The organism is Aromatoleum evansii (assembly GCF_045689615.1).
Taxonomy (GTDB): Bacteria; Pseudomonadota; Gammaproteobacteria; order Burkholderiales; family Rhodocyclaceae; genus Aromatoleum; species Aromatoleum evansii.
The window spans coordinates 3,918,613-3,935,785 of the sequence record NZ_CP141259.1; the positions used below are offsets into that span (position 1 = coordinate 3,918,613).

At 67.8% G+C, this 17,173-nt stretch carries 17 protein-coding genes; 10 read left to right on the forward strand and 7 right to left on the reverse strand.

Annotated features, from left to right (window positions below):
- The first annotated feature begins 242 nt into the window (after positions 1–242).
- On the forward strand, positions 243–1,556 hold the full coding sequence (aceA, locus tag U5817_RS18335; protein ID WP_169129745.1) for an isocitrate lyase: 1,314 nt from the start codon (positions 243–245) through the stop codon (positions 1,554–1,556).
- Between the two features lie 101 nt (positions 1,557–1,657).
- Here the strand turns inward: aceA and U5817_RS18340 are convergent, their stop codons facing one another.
- Complete coding sequence (locus U5817_RS18340; protein WP_407278347.1) at positions 1,658–2,206, reverse strand: Spy/CpxP family protein refolding chaperone; 549 nt, start codon at positions 2,204–2,206, stop codon at positions 1,658–1,660.
- Positions 2,207–2,432: 226 nt separating this feature from the next.
- Here U5817_RS18340 and U5817_RS18345 point away from each other — a divergent pair, with 226 nt between their 5' ends.
- Positions 2,433–3,194 (forward strand): response regulator, encoded by a 762-nt coding sequence (locus tag U5817_RS18345; protein WP_169129756.1) that lies wholly within the window; start codon positions 2,433–2,435, stop codon positions 3,192–3,194.
- Positions 3,191–4,543 carry an ATP-binding protein gene (locus U5817_RS18350; protein WP_407278348.1) on the forward strand — a complete coding sequence of 451 codons (1,353 nt, stop codon included), beginning with the start codon at positions 3,191–3,193 and terminating at the stop codon, positions 4,541–4,543. The genes U5817_RS18345 and U5817_RS18350 overlap by 4 nt, the downstream gene beginning before the upstream one ends.
- A 12-nt stretch (positions 4,544–4,555) precedes the next feature.
- Here U5817_RS18350 and gcvA read toward each other — a convergent pair whose 3' ends face one another.
- A complete protein-coding gene (gcvA, locus tag U5817_RS18355; RefSeq protein WP_407278349.1) occupies positions 4,556–5,536 on the reverse strand; it encodes a transcriptional regulator GcvA in 981 nt (326 codons plus the stop codon).
- A 136-nt stretch (positions 5,537–5,672) separates the two neighbouring features.
- On the opposite strand from gcvA, the gene U5817_RS18360 reads away from it, so the two are divergent.
- Positions 5,673–6,026 (forward strand): DUF2917 domain-containing protein, encoded by a 354-nt coding sequence (locus U5817_RS18360; protein ID WP_169129737.1) that lies wholly within the window; start codon positions 5,673–5,675, stop codon positions 6,024–6,026.
- Between the two features lie 10 nt (positions 6,027–6,036).
- Here U5817_RS18360 and U5817_RS18365 read toward each other — a convergent pair whose 3' ends face one another.
- From U5817_RS18365 to glpK, 3 genes are read right to left on the reverse strand one after another with little or no spacing between them, the layout of a single operon-like run.
- Positions 6,037–6,876 (reverse strand): DMT family transporter, encoded by an 840-nt coding sequence (locus tag U5817_RS18365; protein WP_407278350.1) that lies wholly within the window; start codon positions 6,874–6,876, stop codon positions 6,037–6,039.
- Positions 6,877–6,907: 31 nt separating this feature from the next.
- Positions 6,908–8,512, reverse strand: a complete 1,605-nt coding sequence (locus U5817_RS18370) for an FAD-dependent oxidoreductase (RefSeq protein ID WP_407278351.1) — start codon at positions 8,510–8,512, stop codon at positions 6,908–6,910.
- Positions 8,509–9,999: a glycerol kinase GlpK gene (gene glpK / locus U5817_RS18375; RefSeq protein WP_407278352.1), complete on the reverse strand. Its 1,491-nt coding sequence runs from the start codon at positions 9,997–9,999 to the stop codon at positions 8,509–8,511. Before glpK ends, U5817_RS18370 begins: the two co-directional genes overlap by 4 nt.
- A gap of 132 nt (positions 10,000–10,131) precedes the next feature.
- On the opposite strand from glpK, the gene U5817_RS18380 reads away from it, so the two are divergent.
- Genes U5817_RS18380 through U5817_RS18390 form a run of 3 tightly spaced genes read left to right on the forward strand, consistent with a single transcriptional unit; the run spans position 10,132 to position 12,317 of the window.
- Complete coding sequence (locus U5817_RS18380) at positions 10,132–11,019, forward strand: DMT family transporter (protein WP_407278353.1); 888 nt, start codon at positions 10,132–10,134, stop codon at positions 11,017–11,019.
- Between the two features lie 60 nt (positions 11,020–11,079).
- A complete protein-coding gene (locus U5817_RS18385) occupies positions 11,080–11,442 on the forward strand; it encodes an STAS/SEC14 domain-containing protein (protein WP_407278354.1) in 363 nt (120 codons plus the stop codon).
- On the forward strand, positions 11,439–12,317 hold the full coding sequence (locus U5817_RS18390; RefSeq protein ID WP_407278355.1) for a sulfurtransferase: 879 nt from the start codon (positions 11,439–11,441) through the stop codon (positions 12,315–12,317). The genes U5817_RS18385 and U5817_RS18390 overlap by 4 nt, the downstream gene beginning before the upstream one ends.
- 18 nt (positions 12,318–12,335) lie before the next feature.
- Here the strand turns inward: U5817_RS18390 and murI are convergent, their stop codons facing one another.
- Together murI and queG are read right to left on the reverse strand one after the other, a co-directional pair.
- On the reverse strand, positions 12,336–13,070 hold the full coding sequence (murI, locus tag U5817_RS18395; protein ID WP_407281098.1) for a glutamate racemase: 735 nt from the start codon (positions 13,068–13,070) through the stop codon (positions 12,336–12,338).
- A 111-nt stretch (positions 13,071–13,181) separates the two neighbouring features.
- The gene (gene queG, locus U5817_RS18400) at positions 13,182–14,276 is read right to left on the reverse strand and encodes a tRNA epoxyqueuosine(34) reductase QueG (protein ID WP_407278356.1); all 1,095 of its coding nucleotides are present in this window, start codon (positions 14,274–14,276) and stop codon (positions 13,182–13,184) included.
- Here queG and tsaE point away from each other — a divergent pair.
- From tsaE to U5817_RS18415, 3 genes are all read left to right on the forward strand, one after another.
- Complete coding sequence (gene tsaE / locus U5817_RS18405) at positions 14,262–14,774, forward strand: tRNA (adenosine(37)-N6)-threonylcarbamoyltransferase complex ATPase subunit type 1 TsaE (protein WP_407278357.1); 513 nt, start codon at positions 14,262–14,264, stop codon at positions 14,772–14,774. The two genes, queG and tsaE, sit on opposite strands and share 15 nt — an antisense overlap.
- Positions 14,771–16,087 (forward strand): N-acetylmuramoyl-L-alanine amidase, encoded by a 1,317-nt coding sequence (locus tag U5817_RS18410; RefSeq protein ID WP_169129714.1) that lies wholly within the window; start codon positions 14,771–14,773, stop codon positions 16,085–16,087. The genes tsaE and U5817_RS18410 overlap by 4 nt, the downstream gene beginning before the upstream one ends.
- Positions 16,088–16,205: 118 nt before the next feature.
- Positions 16,206–17,156 carry a bifunctional riboflavin kinase/FAD synthetase gene (locus U5817_RS18415; RefSeq protein WP_407278358.1) on the forward strand — a complete coding sequence of 317 codons (951 nt, stop codon included), beginning with the start codon at positions 16,206–16,208 and terminating at the stop codon, positions 17,154–17,156.
- Positions 17,157–17,173: the final 17 nt, after the last annotated feature.

Genomic DNA, 17,173 nt, shown 5'->3' on the forward strand with positions numbered 1-17,173 from the left:
CCAATCGTGCTCTCACAATGTGAAAAGTTACGCGCAAATACCTGATTTTCTTGCCGCAAATAATTTCTTATATCTTATATAAGACTTATTGCTGCAAAGCGAGATCGTCCCTATACTTTTTTCCACACGAGGACGCTTCAGCGCCCCTCGTACCGGCAGGACTCACCCGACCGGGACACACCGGGCGGACGTGCCGCCGAGTTGAAACCAGCTTGTAAACCATCAGTCGAGAAGGAACTGTCATGACCCTGACCCGCGAACAGCAAATCGCCGCCCTCGAGAAAGACTGGGCCGAAAACCCCCGCTGGAAAGGCATCAAGCGCGGCTACGCCGCAGCCGATGTCGTCCGCCTGCGCGGCTCCCTGCCGATCGAGCACACCCTGGCCAAGCGCGGCGCCGAAAAGCTGTGGGAGAAGGTCAACGGCGGCGCCAAGAAGGGCTATGTGAACGCCTTCGGCGCCATCACCGCCGGTCAGGCGATGCAGCAGGCCAAGGCAGGCCTCGAGGCCGTGTATCTGTCTGGCTGGCAGGTCGCCGCCGACGGCAACACCTCCGAGACCATGTACCCGGACCAGTCGCTGTACGCCTACGACTCGGTGCCGACCATGGTTCGCCGCATCAACAACACCTTCAAGCGCGCAGACGAGATCCAGTGGTCGCGCGGCATCAACCCGGGCGACAAGGAATTCATCGACTACTTCCTGCCGATCGTCGCTGACGCGGAAGCCGGTTTCGGCGGCGTGCTGAACGCCTTCGAGCTGATGAAGAACATGATCGCCGCCGGCGCCGCCGGGGTGCACTTCGAAGACCAGCTGGCTGCCGTGAAGAAGTGCGGCCACATGGGCGGCAAGGTGCTCGTGCCGACGCAGGAAGCGATCGAGAAGCTGATCTCGGCCCGCTTCGCCGCCGACGTGATGGGCGTGTCGACCCTGATCCTGGCCCGTACCGACGCTGAAGCCGCGAACCTGATCACCTCGGACCACGACGCCAACGACAAGCCCTTCCTCACCGGCGAGCGCACGCAGGAAGGCTTCTACCGCGTGAAGAACGGCCTCGAGCAGGCCATCAGCCGCGGTGTCGCCTACGCCCCGTACGCCGATCTGGTGTGGTGCGAGACCGGCACGCCGGACCTCGGCTTCGCCCGCGAGTTCGCGCAGGCCGTGCTGGCTGCCTGCCCGGGCAAGCTGCTGTCGTACAACTGCTCGCCGTCGTTCAACTGGAAGAAGAACCTCGACGACAAGACCATCGCCAAGTTCCAGGACGAGCTGTCGGCGCTGGGCTACAAGTACCAGTTCATCACGCTGGCCGGCATCCACGTCAATTGGTTCAACACCTTCCAGTTCGCGCACGCTTACGCTCGCGGCGAAGGCATGAAGCACTACGTCGAGATGGTCCAGGAGAAGGAATTCGCCGCTCGCGAGCAGGGCTACACCTTCGTGTCGCACCAGCAGGAAGTCGGCGCCGGTTACTTCGACGACGTGACCACCGTCATCCAGGGCGGTTCGTCCTCGGTGAAGGCGCTGACCGGCTCGACCGAAGAAGAGCAGTTCCACTGATCAAAGGGGCATAGGCGGGCCGCCATCAGGCCCGCCAAAGCTGGAGGCCGCGTCCACAAGACGCGGCCTTTTTCTATTGCTCCATGCCGAGCGGATGCGACTCAGCCCGCACCGCCACCCTGAGGGGCCATGCCCGGCCCCATGCGTCCGGGTCCCATGCCGCCTTTGCCGCCTCGCCCCATCCCGCGCGGGCCGAACATCGGGAACTGCTCGTCGAAGGTCTTTTTCTGCGTCGTATCGAGTCCGGCATACAAGGCTTCGGTGGCTTTGCGGACATCCTGCATCGAGGCCAGGCGTTCCTTCGCGAAGGATTCCATGCGCTCCATGCGTTCCGGCACGGTCTTCGGACGCTCCTGGGTGCGCATCGCCTGCATATGCTCGGACATTCTGCGCGCCTTGTCCTGCATCACGCTCTTGAACTGCTCCCACGCCAGCGCTTGCTCGGGTTTCAGGGAAAGCGCCGTCTGCAGAGTCGCGAGCCGTTGGGTCATCTGCTCTGACATCGCGGCCGGGTCCATGCGGTGCATCCGGTGCATGCCACCGCGCGGGCCGTCGCAATCGCCCCACGGCGCCGCGAACGCGCCGCCCGCTCCCATGCCGATCGTCGCGACGAGCGCGGCGGCGAACGAATTCTTCATCCACGTTTTCATGATCCTTCTCCGGTTGGTGAGGGGGTTCGCCCCTTGTGGGCGGCAGAGTCATTTCAGCACCGCCGTGTAAGCGGGATTTGTCCGCAGGAAGGCGGATTGAATGGCTGTGTTTCGCGTGCCGTGGGCGATACTCTGGGATACAAACCGGCGGCCACGCGGCCGTAAGATTCGATCGACCCGAAGTCCCGGGGGCGCGCGACCGCCCTGCCGAACCCATCTAATGAACATGACGAACGCACCCGACCATATCCTGATCGTCGACGACGACCGCGAGATCCGCGCGCTGCTGGCCGACTACCTCGAAAAGCAGGGATTGCGCTGCACGACCGCCGCCGACGGGCGCGAGATGAAGGCGGCACTCGACCGCCACCGCGTCGACCTGATCGTGCTGGACCTGATGCTGCCCGGAGAGGATGGCCTGACCCTGTGCCGCAACCTGCGCGCAGCCGGCCCTCATGCGAACACCCCGGTCCTGATGCTGACCGCGCGCGGGGAGGACATGGACCGCATCCTCGGGCTGGAGATGGGCGCGGACGACTATGTACCGAAGCCCTTCGTCCCGCGCGAACTGCTCGCGCGCATCCGCGCGATCCTGCGCCGCGCACGCGCGCTGCCGCCCAATCTCGAGACCGCACAGGTGCAGCACGCGACCGAACTGGGCTTCGCCCACTGGCGCCTGAATACAGTGGGCCGTCACCTCGTCGGCACCGACGGCACGGTCGTGCCCTTGTCGGGCGCCGAGTACCGGCTCCTGTCGGTATTCCTGTCGCATCCGCAGCGGGTGCTGAACCGCGACCAGTTGATGGAGCTGACCCAGGGCCGAGAGGCGGACGTCTTCGACCGCTCGATCGACCTGCTGGTAAGCCGGTTGCGCCAGCGCCTGGGCGACAACGCGCGCGAACCCGAGATCATCAAGACGGTGCGCAACGAGGGCTACGTGCTGGCATGTGCAGTGTCGCCGGTCGCGCCGGAAGGCGAGGCTCCATGAAAACCCGCTGGACCCGCACGCTGTTCGCCCGGCTCATGCTGATCTGGCTGGGCGGGATGGTGGTCGTGCTGGCGGTGAGCCTCGCGCTGTTCCTCAGCGAACGCGACCGCTATGCGCGCGAGGTGTTGTTCGAGGGCGTCGCACGCGAGATCGCGGCAGCCGTCGATGTGCTCGAACACATGCCGGCGGGACAGCGCGAAGACTGGATCGACGCGGTGGGGCGCCGCCGCCTGCGCTTCGCCCTCGCGCCACCGCCTTCCGACGCGACGGCCAGTTCCGCTTCCGCACCGCTAGCTGCAGCCATCCGCGAGGCCCTGCCCGACCGCAACGTCGAAGTGCTGTCGCGCGCGCGACCGGACGAGGAGCATCCGCACCGCACCCAGTCCTTTGTCAGCCTGCGGCTCGGCGATGGCACCCCGCTGCTGATCCGCATGCCGGGGCCGATGTTCGGCATGCGGCCGCCGCCGCTTCCGCCCGGCAGCCTGGTGACCTCGCTGCTGGCGCTGCTCGTCGGTGTCACGCTGCTCACTTGGTTCGCGGTGCGCATCGCGACGCGCCCGATCACACGACTGGCGGCGGCAGCCGATGCGCTGGGCGAGGATCCGAACCGTCCGCCGCTCGCAACCGATGGCCCCGCCGAAGCGGCCCTGGCTGCGCACGCCTTCAACCGCATGCAGGAACGCATCCTGCAGCATGTCGCCGAGCGCACGCGCATCCTGGCCGCGGTTTCGCACGACCTGCAGACCCCGATCACGCGCCTGCGCCTGCGTGCCGAGCTGATCGAGGACGAGGCCCTGCGCACGAAGTTCCAGAGCGACCTGGACGCGATGCAGGCGCTGGCCAAGGAAGGACTGGACTACGCGCGCAGTCTGGACACGAGTGCAGCGAAGCAAGCGATCGACCTGAACGCCCTGGTCGCGGCATTGCGCGACGACGCGCAGGACATGGGCTGGGACGTGGAAATCGAGGGCGAACCGGTGCCGCCCTGCAGCGGGCAGGTCCGCGGACTGCGCCGCGCGCTTTGGAATCTGATCGAAAACGGGCACAAATTCGGGGGGCGCGTGCGCATCGCGCTCCACACCCGGCCCGCGGCATGCGAGCTTCGCATCCGCGACGATGGCCCCGGACTGCCGCCGCAGGAGTTGGACAAGGTCTTCGAGCCCTTCTACCGCGTGGAGTCCTCGCGCAGCCGGGAAACGGGCGGCACCGGATTGGGGCTGGCGATCGCGCGCAACCTGTTGCGGGCACAAGGCGGCGAGGTGCAGCTCGCGAATCGCACAGAGGGCGGCCTCGAGGCGATCGTCACACTAACGCGCATGGCGCGGGAGCGCGACACCACGGCCGCCTGAGCGGACGGTGCCCTACAGCGAGGCGAAGCTCCCGCGCCCGGCCGGAAGCGGCATCAGGGGCGCCGCCAGGTCCGCCGCAACCTCGGCGCGCAGCCAGTCGAGAAACGCCAGAAGCAGCGGCGTGTCCGGCCGCCCTTCGGGGAGCACGATCCAGTAATGCCACTGCGGGCGCTGCGCGAACGGCAAGTCGGACGGGAAGTCGTTCGCACAAATGCCCTCGGGGGCATGACGGGCCTCGATGGCGATGTCGAAGGGGCGCAACAATTTTCCCGCACGCAGCGCCGACGCTGCCAGACTGCGGCGCGCGAGCGCGACGCCGCGTCCTTCGAGTGCGGCCTGAAGCACCAGGGCGGAGTCGGAGAGCATCAGGCCGCTCGCCGGCTCGGGCCAATCGAGGCCGGCAGCACGGAACCAGGGCGCCCAGTCTTCCCCCTCCGAACGCAAGAGCGGCAGGCCCGCGAGATCGACCGGCACGCGCAGCGGATGCCCCGCGCACAGGGCGGGACTGACGACCGGAAAGAGGACGTCGTCCATCAACAGTTCGCTCCTGACCCCACCATAGCCGCCGGGTCCCCAGCGGATGCTGAGATCCATGCCGTCGCGGCTGAAATCGGCGAGCGCGCCGGTCGCGGTGATATTCACTTCCGCCGACGGATGGGCATCGATGAAGGTACCGATCCGCGGCGTAAGCCAGCGGCTCGCAAAGGACGGCATCACACTGATCGACAGGCGGTTCGGGTTGGAACGTCGCCTGAGATTCGCCACGGTCTCGGCGATCTGCCGCAGGGCGGCGTTTGCGGCGTGCAGGAGCTCCTCCCCGGCGGGGGTCAGCACGACCGTCCGTCCCTGTCGATGAAAGAGCGGAAAACCGAGATGCTCCTCGAGCGTGCGGATCTGGTGGCTCACCGCGCCGTGCGTGACGAACAGTTCGTCGGCCGCACGCGACACGCTCGACAGGCGCGCCGCCGCCTCGAAGACGCGCAGCGCCGGCAATGGGGGAAGTTTCCCGGGACGTTCCATATGTGAGCGATATTCACAAACATGTCAGAAAAGATCGATTTTCACGATTGCCGCCAGCAATGACAATGGCTGCCACAACGGTCGCTCCAGTGGGGCATCAGGAGGCATCATGGAAACGAAATATGCTCGCCCTGAATGGGATCTGCAAGCAGGCGGAATCCTCTCGATCGATGATGCGCGTGACTGGGTGGTGAGTCTGGCCAGCGGCCATGCGTGGCTGACACTTGAGGGATACTCACAGGACAAGTGGATCGGCGCGGGCGACCGCTTCCACGTACCCGGCGACGGCCGGATGGTCATAGAGGTCGAGTGCGACGCCCGCATCCGCCTCGAGCCGCCGCCGGCGAGCACCATGCAGCGTTTGCTCGCACGAATCGAGCGCAGCACACGGCGCTTCGCCGCGACGGTCGCAAACGCCACCGTCTATTCGGCCGAGCGCATCAGCTGCGGCCCGGCCCGCTGAAGTCAGACGATCAGGCGCGGCGCGCGAGCAACACGATCGCGACGCCGCCAAGGATCGCGACCGAGGACAGGACGAGGCGCAGCGTCACCGCCTCGCCGAGGAACAGCACCCCGCCGACGGCCGCGATCACCGGGACGCTGAGCTGGACGGTCGCGGCGCTGGTGGCGGTCAACCCGCGCAGTGCCGCATACCACACGGCATAACCGGCCCCCGACGCCACGGCGCCGGACAGCACCGCGTACAGCGCCCCGTCGGCATCGACGCGTACCTCGCCACTCCCGAGGATTCCGAGCGCGAGTGCCATCGGCACCGTGCGCAGGAAATTCCCCCCGGTGGCGGCCAGGGCGTCCGATGTCTTGCGTCCGCGCAGCGAATACACGCCCCACGCGATGCCCGCCCCGATCATCAGCAGCGCCCCGCCAAGCGGCGGCGCACTCAGCCCCGGCAACAGCAGGTACACCAGCCCGCCGAAGGCCAGCAGCAGGCCGGCTGTCTGCTGTGTCCGCAGACGCTCGCCGCGTGCGATCCCGGTGAGGATCATGGTGGCCTGCACCGCTGCAAACAGCAGCAGCGCACCCACACCGGTCGGCAAGGACACATAGGCAAAGGAAAATCCCGCGGCATAGGCGAACAGCGCAAGCGCCGACCCCCAATTGCCAGCCTTGCCCGGAACCTGTCGTCGCCACTGCAGCAGGATCGCAAGCATCACGGCGCCCGACACCAGGCGTATCACGGTAAAGCTCGCGGGATCGATGCTCGTGTGCTGCAATGCGAGACGGCACAGCACGGAATTGGCCGCGAAAGCGATCATCGTGACGAGCGTCAGCGATGCGATGCGCACGGATGTCACACAGGTCTCCTCGATGGGGCGTTGCGGGGCATCAGCTTGCGCCGCGCGACTGTCCCTCTTGTTTTTCTTCGGGTCGGGCGTATTGGTGGGCGAGTTCGCCGAAACGCCCGACCTCGCCCTCGCACCATGCCGCATCCCTTCCCAGTTCCTCTGCCAACAGGCGCGCAACCGCGGGCGCTGCTGCGGCGGCTTCCGCGGCATCGAGGAACAGCGCCCGATACCGCCGCGCCAGCACGTCCTCCACCCCGCGCGCGAGCTCGCAGCGCGCAGCGTAGCGCACTTCGGCCTCGGTCAGGCGGAAAGCCGAATGCACGAGGTGTCCGGCGCCGGGCAGCAGGTCAACGGCCGTGCGCGCCGAACCGTAGCAATCCGACGTTGGGCCGGCGTCACCCCCATGCAGGCGCAGCTCGGCAGTGACGCACGGTCGTCGCGCCAGCCCGGCCACCGACTGCGCCGTATCGATGGTCTCCTCGGCCATGCGGCGGTAGGTCGTCCACTTCCCGCCGGTGATCGTCACGAGTCCGCCCGGCGACACCTCGATGCAATGCTCGCGCGACAGGCTGCGCGTTGCCGAATTGTCGCCCGCGCCGATCAGCGGACGCAGCCCGACGAAGACGCTGCGGATGTCCGCGCGCACCGGCGGCCGCGCAAGATACGGCGTGACGGCATCGAGGATGAAATCGATTTCTCCGGCAAGCGGTCGAGGCTCGAGGGGGAGATCCTGGCGCGGCGAATCGGTGGTGCCGATCAGCACCCGGCCCTGCCAGGGAATCATGAACAGGACACGCCCGTCTGCCGTTTCCGGCACCAGCAATGCGTCGCGTCCCGGCAGGAAGCCGGCATCGACGACGATATGCACCCCTTGGCTGGGCTTGAGCAAGGCACGCGCCTGCGGCAGCTCCGCGCGGCGGATGGCGTCCGCCCATACGCCCGTTGCATTGACGACGACGCCCGCGGGGATGCGAAACGCCTCGCCGGTCTCTGCGTCGTGCGCGAGGACGCCGTTCACCTGCCCGTCCTCGACGATCAGTCCATCGACGGGCAGATAGTTCAATGCAAGGCCGCCCAGGTCGAAATGGGTGCGCATCAGGGCGAGCGCGAGGCGCGCGTCGTCGAACCGGGCATCCCAGTACGCGATGCCCCCGCGCAGCCCCGCCGGCCGCAGCGTCGGCAGCGCGACGATGGAGCTGGCGGCGTCGAGCACGCGGCTATGGCCGATGCCGTGCATGCCCGCCATCAGGTCATAGAACGCGAGGCCAGTGCCGAACTTCGGGATATCCAGCCAATGGTAGGCCGGCACGACGAAGCGCTGCTTGTGCACGAGATGCGGCGCGTTCGCGAGCAGGCGCGAGCGCTCGACGAGCGCCTCATGCACCAGCGGGAGATTGCCCTGCGCGAGGTAGCGCACGCCGCCGTGGATCAGCTTGGTGGCGCGCGAGCTGGTTCCTTTCGCAAAGTCATGGGCCTCGAGCAGCAGTGTGCGATAGCCGCGCGCACTCGCATCGACCGCACAGCCCAGCCCCGTGGCGCCGCCGCCGATCACCACCACGTCCCACGCGCCGGTCTCGCGCAGGCGCGCGAGCAGCGACGCTCGATCCAGCCCGGCCGCCGGGTCCCGGCGTGTCGCCGCGCTCACGCCTCGGCCCAGCCGCGCGAACGCCCGACCGCGCGATGCCAGCGGGCGATCAGCGCCTCGCGCCGATCCGCGTCCATCGCGGGCTCGAACCGCCGCTCCGCGCGCCAGTGCGCCGCGACCTCGTCCTCACACGACCACACGCCGACCCCCAGACCGGCGAGGTAGGCGGCGCCCAGTGCCGTCGTCTCCAGCATCTGCGGCCGCACGACGGGCACGCCGAGCAGATCGGCCTGCAGCTGCATCAGCAGGTCGTTCGCCGCCGCGCCGCCATCGACGCGCAGCTCCTTCAACGGACCGGCCCCGTCGCGATCCATCGCCGCGACCAGATCGACGGTCTGCAGGGCGATTGCCTCCAACGCTGCGCGCGCGATGTGGGCGGCGCCGGTGCCGCGCGTCAGGCCGAACAGCGCACCGCGCGCATACGCGTCCCAGTATGGAGCACCCAGCCCGGTGAAGGCCGGCACGAGCACGACCCCGCCGCTGTCCGGAACGCTCGCCGCGAGCGCCTCGATCTCGGCCGAATGCCGGATCAGGCCGAGGCCGTCGCGCAGCCACTGCACGATCGCCCCGCCCATGAAGATGCTGCCTTCCAGCGCATAACGAGTCCGCCCGCGGGCGCGCCAGCCGACCGTGGTCAGGAGTCGGTTGGTCGACGCGACGATCTCGTCGCCGGTGTTCATGAGCAGGAAGCAACCGGTCCCGTAGGTGTTCTTCGCCATGCCAAGCGTAAAGCACGCCTGGCCGAAGGTGGCAGCCTGCTGGTCGCCGGCGATGCCCGCGATCGGCACCGCGGCCCCGAGCACCTCGGCATGCGTCTCGCCGCACGGGCCGCTGCTGTCGACGATGCGCGGCAACAGCGCGCGAGGAATGCCGAAAAGCGCGAGAAGTTGGTCGTCCCAGTCACCGCTGCGGATGTTGAACAGCATCGTGCGTGCGGCGTTGCCCGGATCAGTGACGTGCAGCGCCCCGCCGCTCAGGTGCCACACCAGCCAACTGTCCACGGTGCCGAACGCCAGTTCTCCGACTTCCGCGCGCCTGCGCGCATCCGGCACATTGTCCAGCAGCCAGGCCAGCTTGGTGGCCGAGAAGTAGGCATCGAGCTCCAGACCGGTACGCGCGCGAATCAGGTCCGCGTGTCCGTCTGCGCGCAGCCTGTCGCACGCGGCGGCGGTGCGGCGGTCCTGCCACACGATCGCGGGAGCGAGCGCCCGGCCGGTGGAACGCTCCCACAGGATCGTCGTCTCGCGCTGGTTGGTGATGCCGAGCGCCGCGAGGTCGGCCGCCGCGATGCCGGCGTCGACCAGCGCCGCACGCGTGCAATCGAGTTGCGACGCGAGGATCTCGTCCGGGTCATGCTCCACCCACCCGGGATGCGGAAAAAACTGGGCGAAGTCCTTTTGCGCAGCTCCGCGCACGCACCCGTCGGCGTCGAACACCATGGCCCGCGAACTCGTCGTTCCCTGATCCAGCGCCAGCAGCCAGCTCATGCCACCCCCGCAAAGACGCGCGATGACGCAAGCCTACCCCGGCGCCGTGCGCCTGACCATCCCTCCCCGCGCTCGCTTGCACGGCGCGCGTGTGGTTCAATGTCGCCTTTCGCTGCGCCGCACCAAACCGCCATGCAATCGCTCTGGATGATCGTCGCCAGCCTGCTCTTCGCCTGCATGGGGGTGTGCGTCAAGCTCGGGGCCGGCACCTTCTCCACCGGGGAGCTGGTGTTCTACCGCGGCTTCGTCGGCCTGCTCGTCGTGGCGCTCATTGCGCGCATGCAGGGGGTGTCGCTGCGCACCCCGCACTGGCGGCTGCAGATCACCCGTGCCCTGTCGGGCTGCATGGCGCTGATGTGTTACTTCTATGCGATCAGTGTCCTGCCGCTGGCGACGGCAGTCACGCTCAATTACACCTCGCCGATTTTCGTCGCCCTGCTGCTCGCGCTGTGGTTTCGCGAGCGCCTGCGCGGGCCGGTGATCGCATCGGTCGCGCTGGGATTTGTCGGCGTCATCCTGTTGCTCAAGCCGACGCTCCAGGCGGAGCAGTGGCTGGGGGCCTGCGCCGGACTCGGCTCCGGTCTCGTCGCCAGCCTTGCCTACATCAACGTGCGCGAACTCGGCCGCGCCGGCGAACCGGAGGCGAGGACGGTGCTCTGGTTCTCGGCGATCACGACCCTGCTCGGCATCCCGTGGGCGCTGTCCGGCGAGCTAAGCGCCATCGACCTGCAGGGCGGTGCTGCGCTCGCGGGAGTCGGCCTGTTCGGAGCACTCGCCCAGCTCGCGATGACCCGTGCCTACCGCTTCGGCAAGACCATCGTCGCGGCAAATCTGGCCTACACTACGGTGATCTTCTCCAGCCTGTTCGGCGTCCTGTTATGGGACGAGATCCTACCGCTCGACGCCTGGATCGCCGTCGTGCTGATCATCGCCAGCGGCGCGGCCGTGTCGCTCGCCTCACGCCCGGCGCCGCAGGCACTGCCCCCCGGCGCCGCGCCCGACGGCCGCGGTCGAGATTGAAGCGGCTGGCGCCCGGGGATATAGTAGTTCGCATAATCCAGTCGCCATGCGGAGGCAGTCATGATCACAACGGACCATCGCCCCAATCTGGTCGCCGTTGCCGTGTTCGGCGAATTCACCCTCGCGGACTACAAGGAGTTCGAGGAACTGGTCAATTACAAGATCCAGTTCGAGGGTCCGGTGAGCCTGCTCTTCGATCTGCGCGAAATGGCCGGTTTCACGCTCGACGTGGCATGGGAGGAAATCCGCTTCTCGCGCAAGCATGCGCATGACTTCCGCCGCATCGCGGTACTCACGCAGGACCAGTGGCTGACATGGAGCGCGTGGATCTCGCAGCTCTTCGTCGAAGCCGAAGTGCTCGTGTTCGATGACGAGGCGGAGGCGCGCGCGTGGCTCGAGACGACCGAGGAGCCCGCACGGTGAGCAGTCACGCATCGAGCTCGTCAGCGTCCTACAGTACGCTGATCGGCGCCCACGAACTCGCCCAGCACATCGACGACCCCGACTGGGTGATCTTCGACTGCCGCCACGACCTCGCCAACCGCGACTTCGGCCGCGACGTCTACGCCCGTGCCCACATCCCGGGCGCGCGCTTCCTGCACCTCGACGAAGACCTGTCCAGCCCGCTGACGGGTACGAATGGCCGCCATCCGCTGCCCGATCCCGAAGCCTTCGCCCAACGCATCGCGCGTGCCGGCGTCGGCAACGAAACCCAAGTCATCGCTTATGACGACGCCGGCGGCATGTTCGCCGCGCGCCTGTGGTGGATGATGCGCTGGGTCGGCCACCACTGCGTGGCGGTCCTCGACGGCGGGCTGGTCGCCTGGCTGGAAGCCGGCCAGGCGCTCACCGCGAAGGTCCCCGAACCGGTCCCCGCGACCTTCCGCGTCTCGCTGCGTCCGGAAGTCGTGGATGCCGCCTGGGTTCTCGGGCATCTGCACGACCCGGAGATGCTGCTGCTGGACGCCCGTAGCCCCGACCGCTATCGCGGCGAGAACGAGACGCTCGACCCCGTCGGCGGGCACATCCCCGGTGCGATCAACCGCTTCTTCCGCGACAACCTCGACGGCCGCGGGCACTTCAAACAGGCTTCGATCCTGCGCGAGGAATTCGGGGCGCTGCTGAAGGGCGGCGACGCCCACCGCGTCGTGCACCAGTGCGGCTCGGGCGTCACCGCCTGCCACAACCTGCTGGCGATGGAATCGGCGGGGCTGACCGGCTCGCGCCTCTACGCCGGTTCGTGGAGCGAATGGTGCGCCGATCCGGCGCGGCCCGTCGCAACCGGCCCCGAGCGCTGAGCCGCCGGGGCGGGCATCCTACCACTCGACCTTTTCGACGGTACCGAGGGAGCGCCCGAGGAAACGCTCGCCGATCGTCTGGAAGCGCAGCGGCACATCGGTGACCACGAAGCGATATACGGCCGGCCCCGGGTGCGTGCTGGCGATACCGAGTTCCTTGAGTTTCGCCGCGGCCAGTTCCGCGGTCGTGATCGCGGAGTCGACCAGACGCACGCCCGGCCCCGCGACATCGCGCAGCAGCGGCTTCAGCAACGGGTAGTGCGTGCAGCCCAGAACAAGACTGCCGACCTCCTCCGCCAGCACCGGCTTCAGGTATTCCTGCGCCGTCAGCCGGGTCACCGGATGATCCAGCCAGCCCTCCTCGACCAGCGGCACGAACAGCGGGCAGGCCTGCGAATACACACGCACGCCGGGATCCAGGGCATGGATGCGCCGCGCGTAGGCATTGCTGTTGATCGTCGTCGGCGTGCCAATCACGCCGATGCCGCGCCCCTTAGACTCCGCGACCGCCGCATGCGCGCCCGCCTCGATCACGTCGAGCACGGGAATGTCGCGCGCCAGGCGGCGCACCACGTCGGCCGCCACCGCCGCCATCGTGTTGCACGCGACGATCAGCATCTTGACGTCCTGCTGCAGCAGGAACTCGGTGATCTGGGCGGTGAAGTGTTCGATCGTCGCAACCGACTTGACGCCGTAAGGCACCCGCGCGGTGTCGCCGAAATACACGATGCGCTCGAGCGGCAGGCGCTCCATCAGGGCGCGCACGACGGTGAGCCCGCCGATGCCGGAATCGAATACGCCTATGGGTCGGGAGGAGTCCAATGCAGAAACCAGGTCAGGACAAAAACGGATTCTAGCGCAAGCTCAGCCCTGCCGTGACGCGTGCCGCGCGAGGGCCCAGGCGACATGCTCGCGTACCAGTTCGGAAGAATCGTCCGCTCGCGCCCGCAGCGCCGCCAGCACCTGCGGCGTGCCCGCTGCGTTGCCCAGCGCGACCGCAAGATTGCGCGACCAACGCTCGAAGCCGATGCGATGGATCGCGCTGCCCGCCGTCCGCTCGCGAAACTCGCCCTCGCTCCAGGCGAACAGCTCGACCAGGCTCGCCTCGTCGAGCCGGTGGCGCGGCGCGAAGTCCGGCTCCATGCCGGGCTGCGCGAAGCGGTTCCACGGGCACACGAGCTGGCAGTCGTCGCAGCCGTAAATGCGGTTGCCGATCAGCGGCCGCAGCGCCTCGGGAATCGCCCCCTTGAGCTCGATCGTCAGGTAGGAGATGCAGCGCCGCGCATCCACCCTGTACGGCGCGACGATCGCACCGGTCGGACACGCGTCGAGGCACGCGCGGCAGCTGCCGCAATGCGGCGCCTCGGGGGCGTCGATCGGCAGCGGCAGGTCCGTGAAGATCTCGCCGAGGAAGAAATACGAGCCGGCGCGGCGATTCAGCAGCAGGGTGTGCTTGCCCCGCCAGCCGAGCCCGGAGCGGCTCGCGAGTTCGACTTCGAGCACGGGCGCCGAATCCACGAACACCCGGAAGCCGTGCGGCGCCTCGGCGGCGATGCGCTCCGCGAGCTTCTGCAGGCGGTTGCGCATCAGCTTGTGGTAATCGCGCCCCAAGGCATAGCGCGACACGTAGGCGCGCTGCGGATCCTCCAGCGCCGCTTGCGCGTCGGCCGCCCGCGGCCAGTAGTTCATGCGCACGCTCACCACCCGCAGCGTACCCGGCACCAGCTCCGCCGGACGCGCCCGCATCATGCCGTGCCGCGCCATATAATCCATGTCTCCGTGGAAACCGTCCGCCAGCCAGGCCTCGAGCCCCGGCTCGGCCGACGACAGATCCACGTCGGACACGGCCAGATCGGCGAAGCCCAGCTCGCCGGCCCAAACCTTCATCCGCCCGACGAGCGCGCTCAGGGACGCGTCGGGAGCGACATCCGCAGGGATTTCATCATGATTCACGTTCATCACCGGGCAAATGATAGCAGCCCGCTTTCGGCTCACCTCGACGACGAATCCGACACTGCAGCCGCGGGCGCAGCCCTTGCCAAAGCCTTGTGCGCGGGCCTCGTCATCTACCTGCGCGGCGACCTCGGCGCCGGCAAGACGACCCTGGTGCGCGGGGCGCTGCGTGCCCTCGGTCACGACGGAAAGGTGAAAAGTCCCACCTACACCTTGATTGAACCTTATCTTGTTTCTAGATTAAACTTATATCACTTTGATTTTTATCGCTTCGCAGTCCCAGAAGAATATCTGGAAGCAGGGCTGGACGAATATTTCGACGGAAACGGGGTATGTCTGGTGGAATGGCCGGACAAGGCGGCGCCCTACATCGCCGCGCCGGACCTCGAGATCCGCCTCACCGTATCCGGCCCGGGCCGGCGCCTCGAAGCGCTGGCACTGACGGAGGCAGGACGCACATGCATAGGCAAACTGGATTCGGAGCTGAGCGGGAACCCGACATGACGGCCGCACCCGGCGTGACGCGGCGCGACCTGCTGAAATTCGCCGGCGCGACGCTCGCACTGCTCGTCAGCCCGGTCGGCATGGCCGCGACCAGCCTCCTCGCGGTACGCGTATGGCCGGCGGAGGAATACACCCGCATCACGATCGAAGGCAACTCGCAGCTCAAGTTCACCCACCTGCTGGTCACCGATCCGCACCGCCTCGTGGTCGACCTCGAAGGGGTCGAATTCGACAGCGTGCTGCAGTCGCTGCCGTCCAAGGTCCTCGAGTCCGACCCCTACATCAAGCTGATCCGCGCCGGCCGCAACCGCCCCGGCGTGGTTCGTCTCGTCGTCGAACTGAAGAGCGAGATCAACCCGCAGGTGTTCACCCTCGCGCCGGTCGGCAACTACGGCCACCGCCTGGTGCTGGACCTGTACCCCACGACACCGGTCGATCCCCTGCTGGCGCTGATCGAGAAGTCCTCGCCGATGGATGCCGCGGTGGGCCAGACGGGCGACGCACAGACGGCGGCGGACGCGCCGGCGCAGATCGCCCGCCCCGACAACGCCGACCAGGTTTCGGGCGCACGGCGTTCCGCACGCCCGGCTGCCAACCGACTCATCACCATCGTGCTCGACCCCGGCCACGGCGGCGAAGACCCGGGAGCCGTCGGCGCACGCGGCAGCTACGAGAAGAACGTGACCTTGTCGATCGCGCGCCGCCTGAAGCAGAAGATCGACGCCGAGCCGAACATGCGCGCAGTGCTCACGCGCGACGGTGACTACTTCGTGCCGCTGGGCCAGCGCGTCACGCGCGCGCGGCGCGTGCAGTCCGACCTCTTCGTGTCGATCCACGCCGACGCCTTCGTGCGCCCCGACGCGCGCGGCAGCTCGGTCTTCGTCCTGTCGGAGAGCGGTGCATCGAGCTCGGCCGCACGCTGGCTCGCTCAGAAGGAAAACGACGCCGACCTCATCGGCGGCGTGAACCTCGCCAAGCAGGACGGCCACCTCGCGCGCACCCTGCTCGACCTGTCGCAGACCGCCACGATCAACGACAGCCTCAAACTCGGCAAGGCCGTACTCAGCGAGCTGGGCGACATCAACAAGCTGCACAAGGCCCACGTCGAGCAGGCCGGCTTCGCCGTGCTGAAGGCCCCGGACATCCCGTCCATCCTCGTGGAAACGGCGTTCATCAGCAATCCCGAGGAAGAGCAGCGGCTCAACGACGAGGCCTACCAGGACAAGATGGCGAACGCGATCCTGCGCGGCCTGCGCGCCTATTTCCGCGAAAATCCGCCGCTCGGCCGCACCAAGGTCGCACGCCTCGACTGATCGCCGCGACGCCGGCACGGGCGGCAGCTTCCCGCTCGTGGCGTTCCCGCAAACACCTTCAGCGCCCGCCCCAGAGCGGGCGCGTTGCCGTTATAATTACGGCTTTTTTCAGGCGGTTATGCAGGTTTTTCGCGGGATTCCCGGGCACGCCGCACACCCCTCGGTGCTCACCATCGGCAATTTCGACGGCGTGCATCGCGGCCATCAGGCGTTGCTCCAGATGCTCATGAACACCGCGCGCGCAATGTCGCTGCCAGCGGTGGTGATGACGTTCGAGCCGCATCCGCGCGAGTACTTCTCGCCGGACGACGCCCCCGCCCGCCTCGCATCACTGCGTGAAAAGCTGCTGCTGCTCGCCGCCGCCGGCGTCGACCGCGTCCACGTCTGCCGTTTCGATTCCCGCTTCGCGGCCGTGACGGCCGACCAGTTCATCGACGACATCCTCGTGTGCGGTCTCGGCGTGCGCCACCTCATCATCGGCGACGACTTCCGCTTTGGCGCACGCCGCCAGGGCGACTTCGCACTGCTCGAGCAACGCGGCGTGCAACAGGGTTTCGTCGTGGAGGCGATGCCCACGCTGGACGTCGCGGGCGAACGCGCCTCCAGCTCGGCCGTGCGCGAGGCGCTCGCCGAAGGCGATCTTGCCCATGCCGCGCGTCTGCTCGGACGCCCCTACAGCATCGCCGGACGCGTCGTCCGCGGCGACCGCATCGGCCGCCAGCTCGGCTTTCCGACCGCCAACATCCAGATGAAGCACCGCCGCCCCGCGCTTGCCGGCGTGTTCGCGGTCAGCGTCGAAGGCCTTGGTGAAACCCCGGTCACGGGCGTCGCCAACATCGGCGTGCGACCGTCGGTGACCGGCGCCGGCAAGCCCACGCTCGAAGTCCACCTCTTCGACTGGACGCGCGACTGCTACGACGCCCACCTGCGTGTGCACTTCCTGAAAAAACTGCGCGACGAAACGAAGTTCGCTTCGCTCGACGCCCTCAAGGCCCAGATCGCCAAGGACGCGGCCGATGCCCGCGCCTGGTTTGCCGAAAATCCCGTCTGCCCCACCAATTGCCCCTGATTGCCTTCGAGGCCCGA

Coding starts and splice junctions, on each gene's coding strand:
- aceA (WP_169129745.1), top strand. CDS start 243: ATGACCCTGACCCGCGAACAGCAAATCGCCGCCCTCGAGAAAGACTGG.
- U5817_RS18340 (WP_407278347.1), bottom strand. CDS start 2,206: ATGAAAACGTGGATGAAGAATTCGTTCGCCGCCGCGCTCGTCGCGACG.
- U5817_RS18345 (WP_169129756.1), top strand. CDS start 2,433: ATGACGAACGCACCCGACCATATCCTGATCGTCGACGACGACCGCGAG.
- U5817_RS18350 (WP_407278348.1), top strand. CDS start 3,191: ATGAAAACCCGCTGGACCCGCACGCTGTTCGCCCGGCTCATGCTGATC.
- U5817_RS18360 (WP_169129737.1), top strand. CDS start 5,673: ATGGAAACGAAATATGCTCGCCCTGAATGGGATCTGCAAGCAGGCGGA.
- glpK (WP_407278352.1), bottom strand. CDS start 9,999: ATGAGCTGGCTGCTGGCGCTGGATCAGGGAACGACGAGTTCGCGGGCC.
- U5817_RS18380 (WP_407278353.1), top strand. CDS start 10,132: ATGCAATCGCTCTGGATGATCGTCGCCAGCCTGCTCTTCGCCTGCATG.
- U5817_RS18385 (WP_407278354.1), top strand. CDS start 11,080: ATGATCACAACGGACCATCGCCCCAATCTGGTCGCCGTTGCCGTGTTC.
- murI (WP_407281098.1), bottom strand. CDS start 13,070: ATGGAGCGCCTGCCGCTCGAGCGCATCGTGTATTTCGGCGACACCGCG.
- tsaE (WP_407278357.1), top strand. CDS start 14,262: ATGATTCACGTTCATCACCGGGCAAATGATAGCAGCCCGCTTTCGGCT.
- queG (WP_407278356.1), bottom strand. CDS start 14,276: ATGAACGTGAATCATGATGAAATCCCTGCGGATGTCGCTCCCGACGCG.
- U5817_RS18410 (WP_169129714.1), top strand. CDS start 14,771: ATGACGGCCGCACCCGGCGTGACGCGGCGCGACCTGCTGAAATTCGCC.
- U5817_RS18415 (WP_407278358.1), top strand. CDS start 16,206: ATGCAGGTTTTTCGCGGGATTCCCGGGCACGCCGCACACCCCTCGGTG.